The sequence below is a fragment of the Pseudomonas sp. SC3(2021) genome, from assembly GCF_019856535.1.
Taxonomy (GTDB): Bacteria; Pseudomonadota; Gammaproteobacteria; order Pseudomonadales; family Pseudomonadaceae; genus Aquipseudomonas; species Aquipseudomonas monsensis.
Genome location: NZ_CP082236.1, coordinates 5,380,565 through 5,395,204, shown reverse-complemented (window position 1 = coordinate 5,395,204; position 14,640 = coordinate 5,380,565). Strand labels below are relative to the sequence as shown.

The 14,640-nt window shown below is 60.7% G+C and carries 11 protein-coding genes; 7 read left to right on the top strand and 4 right to left on the bottom strand.

Annotated features, from left to right (window positions below):
• Nucleotides 1–2 precede the first annotated feature (2 nt).
• Nucleotides 3–1,181 carry a hypothetical protein gene (locus tag K5Y35_RS23870; protein ID WP_222833134.1) on the bottom strand — a complete coding sequence of 393 codons (1,179 nt, stop codon included), beginning with the start codon at nucleotides 1,179–1,181 and terminating at the stop codon, nucleotides 3–5.
• A 186-nt stretch (nucleotides 1,182–1,367) separates the two neighbouring features.
• On the opposite strand from K5Y35_RS23870, the gene K5Y35_RS23865 reads away from it, so the two are divergent.
• The 6 genes from K5Y35_RS23865 (at nucleotide 1,368) to K5Y35_RS23840 (ending at nucleotide 9,146) form a co-directional block, all read left to right on the top strand.
• Complete coding sequence (locus tag K5Y35_RS23865; protein WP_123467863.1) at nucleotides 1,368–2,300, top strand: LysR substrate-binding domain-containing protein; 933 nt, start codon at nucleotides 1,368–1,370, stop codon at nucleotides 2,298–2,300.
• 233 nt (nucleotides 2,301–2,533) lie between these two features.
• The gene (gene aldA / locus K5Y35_RS23860) at nucleotides 2,534–3,958 is read left to right on the top strand and encodes an aldehyde dehydrogenase (RefSeq protein ID WP_222834494.1); all 1,425 of its coding nucleotides are present in this window, start codon (nucleotides 2,534–2,536) and stop codon (nucleotides 3,956–3,958) included.
• 156 nt (nucleotides 3,959–4,114) lie between these two features.
• A complete protein-coding gene (locus tag K5Y35_RS23855) occupies nucleotides 4,115–5,434 on the top strand; it encodes an MFS transporter (RefSeq protein ID WP_222833133.1) in 1,320 nt (439 codons plus the stop codon).
• 1 nt (nucleotide 5,435) lies between these two features.
• Entirely contained in the window at nucleotides 5,436–6,653 is a 1,218-nt protein-coding gene (locus K5Y35_RS23850) for a mandelate racemase/muconate lactonizing enzyme family protein (protein WP_222833132.1), read from the top strand.
• 154 nt (nucleotides 6,654–6,807) lie between these two features.
• A complete protein-coding gene (locus tag K5Y35_RS23845) occupies nucleotides 6,808–8,427 on the top strand; it encodes a GMC family oxidoreductase (protein ID WP_222833131.1) in 1,620 nt (539 codons plus the stop codon).
• Between the two features lie 113 nt (nucleotides 8,428–8,540).
• Nucleotides 8,541–9,146 (top strand): DUF6338 family protein, encoded by a 606-nt coding sequence (locus K5Y35_RS23840; RefSeq protein ID WP_222833130.1) that lies wholly within the window; start codon nucleotides 8,541–8,543, stop codon nucleotides 9,144–9,146.
• Between the two features lie 141 nt (nucleotides 9,147–9,287).
• On the opposite strand, the gene K5Y35_RS23835 is transcribed toward K5Y35_RS23840, so the two are convergent.
• Complete coding sequence (locus tag K5Y35_RS23835) at nucleotides 9,288–10,172, bottom strand: LysR substrate-binding domain-containing protein (protein ID WP_123467875.1); 885 nt, start codon at nucleotides 10,170–10,172, stop codon at nucleotides 9,288–9,290.
• A 158-nt stretch (nucleotides 10,173–10,330) separates the two neighbouring features.
• On the opposite strand from K5Y35_RS23835, the gene K5Y35_RS23830 reads away from it, so the two are divergent.
• Nucleotides 10,331–13,357 (top strand): FAD-binding and (Fe-S)-binding domain-containing protein, encoded by a 3,027-nt coding sequence (locus K5Y35_RS23830; protein ID WP_222833129.1) that lies wholly within the window; start codon nucleotides 10,331–10,333, stop codon nucleotides 13,355–13,357.
• Here K5Y35_RS23830 and K5Y35_RS23825 read toward each other — a convergent pair.
• Nucleotides 13,290–13,979: a paraquat-inducible protein A gene (locus tag K5Y35_RS23825; protein ID WP_222833128.1), complete on the bottom strand. Its 690-nt coding sequence runs from the start codon at nucleotides 13,977–13,979 to the stop codon at nucleotides 13,290–13,292. The two genes, K5Y35_RS23830 and K5Y35_RS23825, sit on opposite strands and share 68 nt — an antisense overlap.
• A complete protein-coding gene (locus tag K5Y35_RS23820) occupies nucleotides 13,976–14,572 on the bottom strand; it encodes a paraquat-inducible protein A (RefSeq protein ID WP_123467881.1) in 597 nt (198 codons plus the stop codon). Before K5Y35_RS23820 ends, K5Y35_RS23825 begins: the two co-directional genes overlap by 4 nt.
• Nucleotides 14,573–14,640 lie beyond the last annotated feature (68 nt).

Sequence of the window (14,640 nt, the reverse complement as noted above, 5' to 3'; positions counted from 1 at the left end):
GATCAGAAGTAGTAACCGACGTTCACATACAACTGGTTTTCCCACTGATCCAGCCCCCCCGCGCCCAGGCTTTGGGTGTAACTGCTGCCACCGATGTACGGATCGTTTCGGCCGAACAACCACTCGGTCGCCACCCACAATTTGCTCACTGAAAACGAGCTGCCGAGGATCATCCGCTCAGAGGTCTTGAAGCCGCTGGCAGATTTGTCGAAGGCGCTGTAGTTGGCGTAGAGCTTGATCCCGCTGACCTGATCGAACAGGTATTTACCACCCACGTCATAGCTCAGATCGGCGACGTACAGATTGCCGCGACTGGCGACGTTGTAGGTGCCGTCGTAGCCGCCGAGGGTCACCACTTCATCGCTGCCGGGATTGCGCGGCGACATCTGCTGGCGCGCCGCCTGCAACTGCACGCCCCACGGGCCGTTCTTGCCCAGATAGTGAATGGCCACGGCGTTGCGCCGGCCATCGTTGTCGGTGTCCTTGTTTTCCAGGGTCGAGGTCAGGCCGGAAATCCCCACTTCTGATTTCCATGGGCCCAGATCCATTGCTTTTGCCACGCGCAGCACCACCGTGTTGCGTTCCTGGTTGTCGCTGCCGTCGGCGACGTAGCTGTCGGCCCCGGACACCACGCTGGAATAAGTGACGCCCTTGCTGGTGCCTTTGCCTTGCCACGCCGGGCGCAGGTAGTAACCGCCCTGGATGTTCCAGTCACCGCTTTGCTGGATGTATTTGGCGCCGATCTGTTGCACGTCTTCCAGGCCGATGACGTTGCCCAGGGTTTCGTAGAAGGTGCTGCCGAAGTACGGCTGCAAGCCGAACGGCACGGTGTTCAGGCCGACCTGCACTTGTTGGTCCGGGTTGAACTTGTAGCCAGCCCAGGCGAACTTGGCGAACTGAATATCACCGTAGTTTTTCGTGTACTGGTAAGGGTAGGAGCGACCGTAGAAGCGGTACTGCGCCTCACCGATCCAGCTGTCGGAATTGTATTTGGCGCTGAGGAATACGGTGTCTAGGCCGAACTTCTGAATGTCGCGATCCGGGTCCACGTCCCAGCGCGCGCGAACGGCGCCGCCAAGATCAAGGTTGTCGGTGACTTGTACCGCCATCGCCGGAGCGGCAACGCTGCAGAACAGAACGATGGAGGTGGTGCGCAGGCGCAAAGAGACAGGGAAGGGCATGGAGCGGCTCTCGATTGTTTTTATTAGAGATGTCGCGCAGTTTTGCCCTCCGCCGGAGGTTGAACAAACGATAAAAACGATACGCAAACCTGCATCGAATGCATGTTACTCAGAAAATCCTGTAGGACAGTCCGGCACAGTCGTGGGATGCTTTGCGCCTTGTCAGTGGTTTTCGAGTGCCTTGATATGAAACGCAAAATGCCCGGTCTGAACGCGCTAAAGGCGTTCGAAGTGGCCGGCAGCACCGGCAGCTTCACCCGCGCCGCCGAGTTGCTTAACGTCACCCAGAGTGCGGTCAGCCGTCAGGTGCGGCAACTGGAGGAACAGCTCGGCGAAAGCCTGCTGGAACGCCGTCACCATCATCTGGAGCTGACGGCCGCCGGCAAGGTCCTGCTGCGGGCGTTGCACCAGTCGTTCGACAAGATCGAACTGACGGTGCGCAGCATTCAGCAGAAAACCCATTCCAACCGGCTGCACATCAACGCACCTCCGACCTTCACCAGTCGCTGGCTGATGCCGCGCCTGGGACGCTTGCGCGAGCAGCACCCGGAGCTGGAACTGAGCATCACCACGCGTTTGCAGGACAGCCTGGCGGAAACCAGCACCCTCGATTGCGCGATCCGTTTTGGCGACGGTGAGTGGGACGGTCTCGACAGTTCGCTGCTGATTCAGGAGCGGCACATCGCGGTGTGCGCACCGTCGCTGTATGCCCGCGAGGGCGGCGAGCAGGGCATCGACCTCAATCGCCTGACGCTGCTGCATGTGCTGGCCAAGGAAGATCAGCGTTACCTGACCTGGAAGCATTGGCTGGACGCGGCGCGCATCAGTGGCGTCGATACCCAGGGCGGCTACGAGTTCGACCTGCTGGACCTGGCGATTCAGGCTGCCACCGACGGGCTGGGCATCACCATTGCCGACTGGCACATGGTCGCGGCGGAACTGGCCAGCGGGCAGTTGACCCAGGTGCTGAATGTGCACGTGGAAGGGCATCAGTCCTACTGGTTGGTGACCCGGCCGGAGCAGACCGAGATGCCTCAGTTGCAGGTGTTTGCGCAATGGCTGCAAGCGGAAATCTGGCTGGCGCAGCGCCAATTAGAGCCGTCGACTGCGGCTTCCTGACACACCACAGGCCTTTTGTAGGCGTGAGCCTGCTCGCGATAGCGGTGTGTCAGTCACATATACATCACAGGCAGACCGCGATCGCGAGCAGGCTCACTCCTGCAGGGGATTTGTGCTGATGCGAGGGTAACCTGCATTTTTCGAATGTTTGCCCGCCCTTTAAATCGTTTGTTCAACCCGCCACCGATGACAAGACTGGTGGCACTGATAAAAACAAACGATGGGCGATGCACATGCGAATCGAGCGAAATTTTGTTAACGGCCAGTTTGTCGAACCTGCCAGCGCGGCGTTGATCGCGGTCTACAACCCAGCCACCGAAGCGTTGCTCGGCCATGTGTCGGCGGCAACCACCGAAGAAGCCACGGCAGCCGTCGATGCTGCGGCGACCGCACAAAAAGTCTGGGGCAAACTGACCAGTATCGAGCGCGCCGAACACTTGCGCGCCTTCGCCGCCGCGCTTGAGGCGCGTGCCGAATCCATCGGCGCCGCCCTGGCCGCTGAATCCGGTAAAAGTCTCAGCGACGCGAGCAACGAAGCGCGCTATGCCGCGCAAATCACCCGTTACCACGCCGAGTGGGCCCGGCGCATCGAAGGCGAGATCATTCCCAGTGACAGCCCCGACGAAAACCTGTTTCTGCACCGCGAGCCGATCGGCGTCGTCGCGTGCCTGATTCCGTTCAACTACCCGGTCTACACCTTGCTACGCAAGATTGCCCCGGCGCTGATTGCCGGCAACACGGTGGTGGTGCGCCCGAGCAACAACACCCCGACCTCGGCATTCGAAATCGCCCGAGCCGTGCAGCAGTCGGGCATGCCGGCCGGTGTGATCAATATCCTGACCATGGATCACGCCACCGCTGCCACGGTGTGCACGCATAAAGCTGTTGGCCTGATCACCTTGACCGGCAGCGTCAACGCCGGGCGCATTGTCCTCGACTACTGCAAGGCCAACATCGCCAAGCCGTCGCTGGAATTGGGCGGAAAGACCCCGGCCATCATCGAAGCCGATGCTGACCTCGAAGCCGCCGCCAGCGCGATCATCGCCTCCAAGACCACCCACTGCGGGCAGTTGTGCACGGCGGTGGAGCGGGTCTACGTGCAGGAAAGTGTCCATGACCGATTCCTCGCGCTGCTCAAGGCCAAAATCGCCGAGGTCAAGTTCGGCGACCGCGCCACGGATGCCAGCCTGATGGGGCCGCTGGTCAACGCCAGTTCGCAGCAGAACATCCACGCCATGGTTGAGCGCGCCATCGCCGCCGGCGCCGTGCTCGAAAGCGGCGGCGTGCTGCCGCAAGGTCCCGGGCATTTCTATCCGCCGACCCTGCTCAGCGGGTGCCGCCAGGACATGGAAATCGTTCAGGAAGAAATCTTTGGCCCGGTGCTGCCAGTGCTCAAATATCGCGACATCGACGAAGCGCTGGCCCTGGCCAACGACCACCAGTTCGGCCTGGCGTCGGTGCTCTACACCGAGAACTACCGCACCGCGCAGAAAGTCGCCAACGCCATCGAGGCGGGCGAGTTGTACGTCAACCGCACCCCGGCTGACCCGTATCAGGGCTATCACGCCGGCTGGAAACGCTCGGGCCTGGGCGGCGATGACGGCAAGCACGGGATGCTCGAATTCACCCAGACCCGACTCGTGGTCATGAAGTACTAGAAAAGCAGCTGCTAGCTGCGAGCTTCAAGCTGCCAGTAAGGGCAAACGGTGACGGGCTTTGGCTTGCCGCTTGTAGCTTGAAACTCGCAGCTGATTTTATCTAATAAAAACAATTATCAGGGGCGCCCGGAGCACGGGTTGCCCGAGGTCACTTCAATGTCCAAGCATGCATCCTCTGCTGCCGCTGTTCAGGGTTCCAACTCGGCTGTGAAAAGCCAGAGCGACAAGGGCAGTCGCTATTTCCAATTGATGTTGCTGGTGCTGGCCGCCGGCGCGATCTACCCGATTCTGTACCTGCGTCAGGTCTACCAGACCACGATGCTCGAAGTGTTCCAGATCAGCCACAGTGAACTGGGCTATCTGTACTCGATGCTCGGCACGATTTTTCTCCTCAGTTATTTGCCCAGCGGCTGGCTGGCGGATCGCATTGCACCGCGCTTTCTGATTTTCTTCTCGCTGGTGGCGACCGGGGTGTTGGGCCTTTGGTATTCGACGGCGCCTTCGCTGAACGGGCTGATGATCATCTTCGGTTGCTGGGGCCTGACCACCGGTTTGACCTTCTGGGCCTCGGTGCTCAAACGGGTGAAGATGATTGCGCACCATACCGAGCAAGGGCGCTTCTTCGGCATCCTTGATGGTGGTCGCGGTCTGGTCGAGGCGCTGCTGGCGACGGTTGCGCTGGCGCTGTTCGCCTTTGCCACCGAAACCCGCGGTGAGTCGACTGCCGAAGGCTTCAGGCACGTGGTCTATCTCTACGCCTTCACCTGTATCGCCATCGGCTGTGTGCTGGTGCTGATCAAGGATCCGAAGTCGATGGCGGACACGCCGCCGGTGGAGAAGGGCAAGTTCAATCTGCTCACGGATCTGGCGACGCTGGTGAAGATTCCCGAGCTGTGGCTGGTCACTGCAATTGTGTTCTGCGGCTATCACATCTTCTGGGCCACCTACAGTTTCTCGGACTACCTGCAAGGCAGCGGCCTGACCGCTGTCATGGCTGGCACCATCACCACCATCAAGCTGTGGATGCGGCCCATCGGCGGCATCGGTGGCGGCTGGCTGGGGGACAAGTTCTCGAACATCTCGGTGCTGATCGTCGCGCTGTTGCTGGCGAGTCTGGCGATCGTCGGCCTGATCGTTTTTCCGGCACTCAACAGCATGGGGCTGCTGATCGCCACGGTGATTTTCATCGGCCTGATGACCTACGCGATTCGCGGTCTGTACTGGGCGATCCTCGACAGCTGCAACATTCCGCTGCGCATCACCGGCCTGGCCATCGGCATTGTCTCGGTGGTCGGCTACATGCCGGATGCCTTCATTCCGTTGATCAACGGCTACCTCACCGAGCACTTCCCCGGCGCCCTCGGCTACCAGCTGTACTTCGGCTACATCGCCGCCATCGGTCTGATCGGCACCCTGGCTGCCGTGGCCCTGCGCGCCCGAATCAATCGCAAAACTTCAAATAAAGCAGGTGCCTGACATGAAAATCATCGCCCTTGAAACCCATATCGTCGCTGTACCGCCACCGCACGTTGGTGGCATGTACTGGCTGTTCGTCAAGCTCAAGACCGACTGCGGCATCGAAGGCGTGGGCGAGATCTACGCCGCAACCTTCGGCCCGAAAGCCATGCTGCCGATCATCGAAGACGTGTTCGAACGCTATCTGCTCAACCAGGATCCGCACCATATCGAACGCTTCTTCCGTCAGGCCTATTCCAGCGGTTTCACCCAGCGTCCCGACTTGACCATGATGGGGGTGGTCAGTGGTCTGGAAATGGCCTGCTGGGACATCATCGGCAAAGCGGCGAACAAACCGGTTTACGAATTGCTCGGCGGCAAGGTCAACGAGCGTCTGCGCTCCTACACCTACCTGTACCCGGTCAACAGCCGTGGCGAATACGACTACGACGACCCGGACCTGGCGGCCGAGTGCGCCGTCGAAAACATGAACAAAGGCTTCACCGCGCTGAAGTTCGATCCGGCCGGCCCGTACACCGCGTACTCCGGGCATCAGATTTCGCTGGAAGTGCTGGAGCGCTGCGAAACCTTCTGCCGCAAGATCCGCGAAGCAGTGGGCAATAAGTGCGACCTGCTGTTCGGGACTCACGGGCAGATGGTGCCGTCGTCGGCGATTCGTCTGGCCAAGCGCCTGGAGAAGTACGACCCGCTGTGGTTCGAAGAACCGGTGCCGCCAGGCCAGGAAGAAGCCATGGCGCAAGTCGCGGCGAAGACCAGCATCCCGATTGCGACCGGTGAGCGCCTGACCACCAAGTACGAATTCTTCAAGCTGTTGCAGGCCGGCGGTGCGTCGATTCTGCAGATGAACGTGGCGCGCTGCGGCGGCCTGCTCGAAGCCAAGAAAATCGCCAGCATGGCCGAAGCCTACTACGCGCAGATCGCCCCGCATCTGTACAACGGGCCGATTGGCGCGGCGGCGAGTTTCCAGTTGGCGACCTGCACCCCGAACTTCCTGATTCAGGAAAGCATCGAGACTTGGGGCGGCTTCCACGCCGAGGTACTGACCAAGCCGTTGCAGTGGGAGGACGGCTACATCATTCCGTCCACCGAGCCGGGCCTGGGCGTCGAGCTGAACATGGAGGTGGTGCGCAAGCACTCGCCGTACACCGGCGAGCGCCTGCACCTGCAAATGGCACCTGTGCCAGTTGACGTGAAAGACACATCGCCTGCGCGTGGCTGACACCGTCCCTTTAGGAGTGGGCCTGCTCGCGATAGCGGTGGGTCATCCTCTGAAAGTGGTGACTGATACGACGCCATCGCGAGCAGGCTCGCGCCTACTGGCGATCGCAGTGTCTATTCCGATTTTTGTACAACGACTTACGCGGTAACCGTGCATGACATACGACTACATCATCGCTGGCGCAGGCGCCGCTGGCTGCGTGTTGGCCAATCGGCTCTCGGCCTCCGGGCAATACACGGTGCTGCTGCTGGAAGCGGGCGGCAAAGACAGCTCGCTGTGGTTCAGGATCCCGGTCGGCTTCGCCAAAATGTATTACAACCCGACCTTCAACTGGATGTACTACAGCCAGCCGCAGAAGCAACTGGGCAATCGCGAAATCTACGCCCCGCGCGGCAAGGTGCAGGGTGGTTCCGGCTCAATCAACGCGATGATCTACGTGCGTGGCCAGGCCCACGATTTCGACGATTGGGCGGCCAGCGGCAACGACGGCTGGGGCTTCAAGGACGTGCTGCCGTACTTTCGCAAACTGGAAAATCACCCGCTGGGCGATAGCGAATACCACGGCGGCAGCGGTCCGATCAGCATCACCCCGATGAAGGGCCAGACCCACCCGATCTGCGATGTGTTTCTTGAAGGCTGCTCGCAGCTCGGCTATCCGCGCAGCGACGATTTCAACGGGGCGAAATTCGAGGGTGCAGGTCTATACGACGTCAACACCAAAAACGGCCAGCGCTGTTCCAGCAGCTTCGCTCATCTGCATCCGGCACTGAGCCGGGCGAACCTGACTGTCGAGCATTACGCACTGGTGGATCGTGTGCTGTTTGACGCAGCACAGCAGCGTGCCAGCGGTATCTCGATTACCCAGCACGGGGTGGTGCGCACGTTTACTGCGCGCAAGGAAGTGATCCTCTGTGCGGGTGCGGTCGATACGCCGAAGATCCTGCAGTTGTCCGGCGTGGCCGATCGCGAGCTGCTCGCCAGGCACCAGATTCCGCTGGTCAAGCACCTGCCGGCGGTGGGACGCAACCTGCAGGATCACCTGTGCGTCAGCTACTACTACAAGGCCAATATCCCGACGTTGAACGATGAACTGAGTTCGTTGTTCGGCCAGCTAAAGCTCGGCCTCAAATACCTGCTCACCCGCAAGGGCGCGCTGGCGATGAGCGTCAATCAGGCCGGCGGATTTTTCCGTGGCGACCAGCAGCAGGCGCATCCCAACCTGCAGTTGTACTTCAACCCGCTGTCGTACCAGATCCCGAAAAACAACAAGACCAGTCTCAAGCCGGAGCCGTATTCAGGCTTCCTGTTGTGCTTCAATCCGTGCCGGCCTACCAGTCGCGGGCACGTCGAAATCGCCTCGAAAAATCCACGGGATGCGGCGTTGATCGACCCGAACTACCTGAGCACACAAAAGGACATTGATGAGGTAATCCAGGGCAGTCGCCTGATGCGCAAGATCATGAACGCCCCGGCGCTCAGGAGCATCACCGTCGATGAAGTCTTGCCGGGGCCAGCAGTGGAAACCGATGAGCAGATGTTGCAGTACTTTCGCGACAACTGTGGCTCGATCTATCACCTGTGCGGGTCCTGTGCGATGGGCGCGGACGAGCAGACGTCGGTGGTCGACAAGCGCCTGAAAGTGCATGGTTTCGCAGGGTTGCGGGTGGTCGATGCGTCGATTTTCCCGAATGTGACGTCGGGCAATACCCATGCGGCGGTGCTGATGGTCGCGGAGAAGGGCGCGGATCTGATTCTGCAGGATGCGCAGGTTTAGCGGCTGGCGTAATGCGCTGTGACAGATCGCGGCGAGGGACTTTTTCAGCGTGCACTAGGCTTTGATTGCCGGTCACTTATCGGGCCGGCAAGTCTTTCAAGGAGCCACGGATCATGGACGATCTGGTCAAAGAAGTTATTCCGTTGTTGCAGTACCTCATCCCCGGGTTTGTTTCGACCTGGATTTTTTACACGCTCACCGCATTCAAGCGACCTGACACGTTTGGGCAGATTGTGCAGGCGTTGATTTTTACGTTTGTGATTCATGGGCTGGTGTTGGGGGGCGAGGCAATCTGTTTATGGGTGGGGACGAAGGGGGTTTCTGTAGGAATATGGGATGGCAAAGCGCAGGCAATCTGGGCATTTGTTGTTTCAGTGATGCTCGGGTTTCTATCCTGCAATCTTGCGTCAAATGACAAGCTGCATGTTTGGTTACGATTTCGAAATGTAACCAGAAAAACCTCGTATCCCAGTCAGTGGTACAGCACCTTTGCGCGACATGATCGGCTCATTACGCTGCATTTGAACGACGAACGGCGCCTGTTCGGCTGGCCTTGTGAATGGCCTTCCGAACCTGCGAATGGACAGTTTGTGATGCAGAGTCCGAAATGGTTGGGCGACGATGGCATTGCCCGGCCTTTTGAAGCAGATCTGTTGGTGATAGATTCGTCGAAAGTTCAGTGGGTTGAATTCACCACCATAAAAGAGGGCCAGTCATGACCGCCGAAGCACCGAGACCCATGCCGCCAGAAGTGGCCCGCTACCTTGGTTCGAACGACAGAAACTCGCCACAAACTGCTCGTGGTCCTAGTGCTCCACCTCCGCCAAAACGGTGAATGCTCACTCGGGTGAGGCGATAATTCATAGCGATCGCACCAGCCAGTCCCGAAACGCCTTCAACGACGGCAACGCCTCATTACGCGGCGGATACACCAGGTAATAGCTGCGCCGACTGGTGATCGGTTCCCCCAGTTGCAGCAGCTCGCCGTTAAGCAATTCATCGTCAACCAGAATCCGCGGCACCAGCCCTACGCCGATATTCGCTCGCACGGCCTGAATCAGGTGCGAGGTCATTTCAAAGCTCGGTCCGATACGCATGCTGCGGTGCGGCAAGCCGTGATGAGTGAACCATTCCGCCCAGGCCTGGGCATTGCTGCTGACGTTGAGCAGCAGTTGTCCGGCAATCTGTTGTTCGGCGTCCTGACGTTCGGCTGCCGTTAATTGCGCGCTGGCGATCACTACCAGTTCTTCGGTGTGCAAGGGCAGGGCGCTCAGCCCCGGCCATTCACCGCCACCGACGCAGATCGCCGCGTCGATCTCGCTGGTGTCGAAGTCGATCGCTTCGATGCGCGAATGCAAGTGCACGGTCATCCCGGGGTGTGCGGTGTAGAAGTCCTTGAGCCGTGGCAGCAGCCATTTCGAACCGAAGGTGGGCAGCGTCGCCAGACGCAAGCTGTGAATGCCGGAACCAAACGCCATGGCTTGAAGCGTCGCACTGCGGATCTGCCCGAGCGCTTCGGCCAGCTCGCGCTGATACATGCGGCCGACATCGGTCAGCACCACTTGCCGGCCTTCGCGGCTGAACAGGCGCATGCCGAGCATCTTCTCGAGAATCTGCACCTGACGGCTGACCGCGCTTTGCGTCAGCGACAGTTCATGGGCGGCGCGGGTGTAGCTTTCATGCCGTGCGGCGGCCTCGAAGGCCAGCAACAACGACATGGAAGGCGTGAGTGTTCGCGGATTCATTCGTTTTAGTCATGGATTGTGGGTCGATTTTACGTTTGTCCCGATGGCGCCAAGCAATGAACATAAGCACTATGAGATGGCGGGAGCGTGACGCAATCATTCATTGCGCACAACTGTTCACCGCCACACGGACCGATTTTGACCGAGATTCCTGACCGATGATTGCCCAGCTGTCGCCCGCCACTGCATTGACCGCCGATTACCAGCAGTTCCTCAACGCCCTGAAAGCCAGCGGCTTTCGCGGTGAAATCAGCGCCGATTACGCCAGCCGCGTGGTGCTCGCCACTGATAACTCGATCTATCAGCGCCTGCCGCAAGCAGCGGTGTTTCCGATGGACGCCGAGGATGTGGCGCGGGTCGCGCGACTGATCGCCGAACCGGCTTACCGGAAAGTGGTGATCAGCCCGCGTGGCGGCGGCACCGGCACCAACGGTCAGTCACTGACTGACGGCATCGTCGTCGACCTGTCGCGGCATATGAACCGCATTCTGGAAATCAACGTTGAAGAGCGCTGGGTGCGCGTACAGGCCGGGGTGGTCAAGGATCAGCTCAACGCGGCACTGAAGTCCGCCGGGCTGTTTTTCGCTCCGGAACTGTCGACCTCCAACCGCGCCACCGTCGGCGGCATGATTAACACCGACGCCAGCGGCCAGGGCAGTTGCACTTACGGCAAAACCCGCGACCACGTGCTCGAGCTCGACATGATCCTGCGCGGTGGCGAGCATTTGCACGGTCAGCCGCTTGACGAGCGCGAGTTGCTCGCCCAGTGCGCTCGCGAAGATCGCGTCGGTGAAGTCTATCGCTGCGCGCGGCAGATCATTGATGAACAGGGCGCGCTGATCAAGGAACGCTTCCCCGATCTCAATCGCTGCCTCACCGGTTACGACCTGGCGCACCTGCGTGAGGCGGACAACCGCTTCAACCTTAACAGTGTGCTGTGCGGCGCTGAAGGCTCGCTGGGGTTCGTGGTCGAGGCCAGGCTCAATGTGTTGCCGATCCCCAAACACACCATGCTGGTGAACATTCGCTACGCCGGTTTCATGGATGCCCTGCGCGATGCACGGGCACTGATGGCGCTCAAGCCGCTGTCGATCGAAACCGTCGACTCGAAAGTGTTGCTGCTGGCAATGCAGGACATCGTCTGGCACGGCGTCGCCGAATACTTCCCGGAAAGTGCCGTGCGGCCGACGCTGGGGATCAACCTCGTCGAGTTTTGCGGCGATGATGCCGATGAGTTGCAGGGCCGAGTCGAGGCGTTTGTCGCGCACTTGGGCAGCGACCGCACCGTCGAGCGTCTGGGGCACACGCTGGCCGTCGGTCATGCCGCGGTGAACAAGGTTTACGGCATGCGCAAACGTGCGGTCGGCCTGCTGGGCAACGTGGCCGGTGAGGCACGCCCGCAACCCTTTGTCGAAGACACCGCCGTGCCGCCGCAGCACCTGGCCGAGTACATCGCCGAGCTGCGCGAGCTGCTCGACAGTCACGGTTTGCAGTACGGCATGTTCGGCCATGTCGATGCCGGCGTGCTGCACGTGCGGCCGATCCTCGACATGAAGGATCCGCAGCAAGCGGCGCGGGTGCGCCCGGTGTCCGATGGCGTCGCCGCGCTGACCCAGCGTTATGGCGGCTTGCTCTGGGGCGAGCACGGCAAGGGCCTGCGTTCGGAGTACGCACCGGCGTTCTTCGGTGAACTGTATCCGGCCCTGCAGGCGCTGAAGGCGGCATTCGACCCGTTCAACCAGTTCAACCCGGGCAAGATCGCTACCCCGGCCAACACCAACGCGGCGTTGTTGAAAATCGATGAAGTCACGTTGCGTGGCGAGCTCGATCGGCAGATCGACGAAAAAGTCTGGCAAGACTACGGCGCGGCGATGCACTGCAACGGCAACGGCGCCTGCTACAACTTCGACCCCGACGACGCCATGTGCCCGTCGTGGAAGGCCACTCGTGAACGTGCGCAGTCGCCCAAGGGGCGTGCATCGCTGATCCGCGAATGGCTGCGTTTGCAGGGTGAGGCGGGGGTGGATGTGCTTTGCGATACGATCCGTCGTCCGGCATTTTTCAGCAGCCTGTGGACACGCTGGCGCAACAGCCGCAGCCAGGATGCCGATTTTTCCCATGAGGTGTACGACGCCATGGCCGGTTGCCTGGCGTGTAAGTCCTGCGCGGGCCAGTGCCCGGTGAAGGTCAATGTGCCGGAGTTTCGTTCGCGGTTTCTGGAGCTGTACCACAGCCGTTATCTGCGCCCGGCACGGGACTATCTGATCGCCTCGCTGGAATACAGCATCCCTTACATGGCGCGGATTCCGGCGCTGTACAACGGTGTGATGGGCGCCGCGCTGGTTCGCGGCCTGCTCGAACGCCTGGGGGGAATGGTCGATGTGCCGTTGCTCAGCCGCTTCGATTTCCATGCGGCAATGCGTCGCTGGCAGGTGCAGCCGGCGACGGCGGCGACGTTGTCGGCGCTGACGCCGGCACAACGCGAACGCAGCGTGGTGTTGGTGCAGGATGCCTTCACCCGTTACTTCGAGGCACCGTTGCTGGCGGATCTGGTCGAGCTGATATCACGCCTAGGCTATCAGGTTTACCTGGCGCCGTTCAGCGCCAATGGCAAGCCGCTGCATGTGCAGGGGTTCCTCTCGGCGTTCAATCGGGCCGCGCTGCGCAATGCTCGTCAATTGCGTGAACTGGCGGATATCGGTGTGCCGCTGCTGGGCCTGGATCCGGCGATGACCCTGGTCTATCGCCAGGAATACCTCAAGGTGCCGGGCATGGAGCACTGTCCCGAAGTGGCGCTGGTGCAGGAGTGGCTGCTCAAGGTCATGCCGCAGCAAACGCCTCAGGCCAACGCCGGTGCCTTCCGTTTGCTGGCCCATTGCACGGAAAAGACCAATGCGCCGGCGGCGACCCGGCAGTGGGAGCAGGTTTTCGAGCGCGTGGGTTTGAGCCTGGCGACCCAGGCCACCGGTTGCTGCGGCATGTCCGGGACGTACGGACATGAGGCGCGCAACCGGCAAACGTCGGCAATGATTTATGAACAGTCGTGGGCACGGCAGATCGCTGAGCCGGCGCAAAAGGGCGAAGCGCTGGCCACCGGTTACTCATGCCGCAGCCAGGTCAAGCGCCAGTCGGATCAGGCGCTGCGCCATCCGTTGCAGGTATTGCTGGAGGTGCTGCGTCGCTGAGCGGCTCGTCGTCCGGGGTGTTGTCCCAGATCAGCCGTGGATCGAAGCTCATTGCCGAGAGCATGGTGAACACCACGACCAGGCCGAAAAACAGGATGCCCGGTCGTGGCTCGATATCACCCAGCGCCTGAAACTTCACCAGCGCCGCGACCAGGGCGACCACCAGCACGTCGAGCATCGACCAATAGCCGATCAGCTCGACGAAACGGAACAGCTTCGAGCGCTCACGGCGCGCCCAGCCACTGTTGCGTTGCACGGTGATCAGCAGCAGCGTCAGGGCGACGAACTTGATCCCCGGCACTGCGATACTGGCGATAAAGATGATCAGGGCGATGTCCCACGCGCCCCCCTCCCAGAACTCCAGCACGCCACTCATGATCGTGCTGTCGGCGCCGTTGCCGAGCATCACTGTGTTCATCACCGGCAGCAGGTTGGCCGGTACGTAAAACGCCAGCGCGGCGAACATGTACGCCCAGGTGCGGTTCAGCGAGTTGCTCTTGCGTCGATGCAGGGGGGCCTCGCAGCGCGGGCATTCGTGCGGCTCGTCGGTCATGTCGCAGGCCAGGCCGCAGCTGTGGCACAGACACAGGTTGAGTTCGCTGGCGGTCGGTGGTCGCTTCACAGGATGTCCCATAGATCACGAATGTCGCGGCCGGCGATGCGGATCATCATCAGGCTCAGCACGGCCAGCGCGAACAGACCGATGCCGGGCAGCACATCGAGTAGCCCGGCCAGTTTGAATACTGCGACCATTGCCCCCAGCAGACACACTTCAAGCATGCTCCACGGGCGCAGCGTTTCCAGCCAGCGCATGCACACCTTGAACCCCGGCGCGCGCCGGGAGGACAGGGCGAAACTCAACACCCAGATCAACAGCACCAGTTGAAACGCCGGGGCAATGATGATCGAAATCGCCGCCACCATCGCCATGAACGTGATCGGCCCCTGACTCAACGCCAGGACCGAGTCCCACAACGTTGCGCTGTTTTTCAGGCCCTTCATGCTGATGCTCATCACCGGATAGAAATTGGCGAACAGCCACAGCATCGACGCGGTGAACGACAGCGCCAGACGCTGTTCGACGGTCAGACCGTTATAGCGCTGCAACACGCCACCGCAGCGTACGCACAGGGTTTTCTGGTGTTTGGCGAGGGCGACTTTCTCGTACACGCAGTCGCAGTGCTCGCAGATGATCAGCTGTTCGGTGTTGACCATGGACAACGGGCCTTCAGGGCAGGAACCCGTTGACTATAGACGCTGATCCCCCGGTCATCGAACGCTTG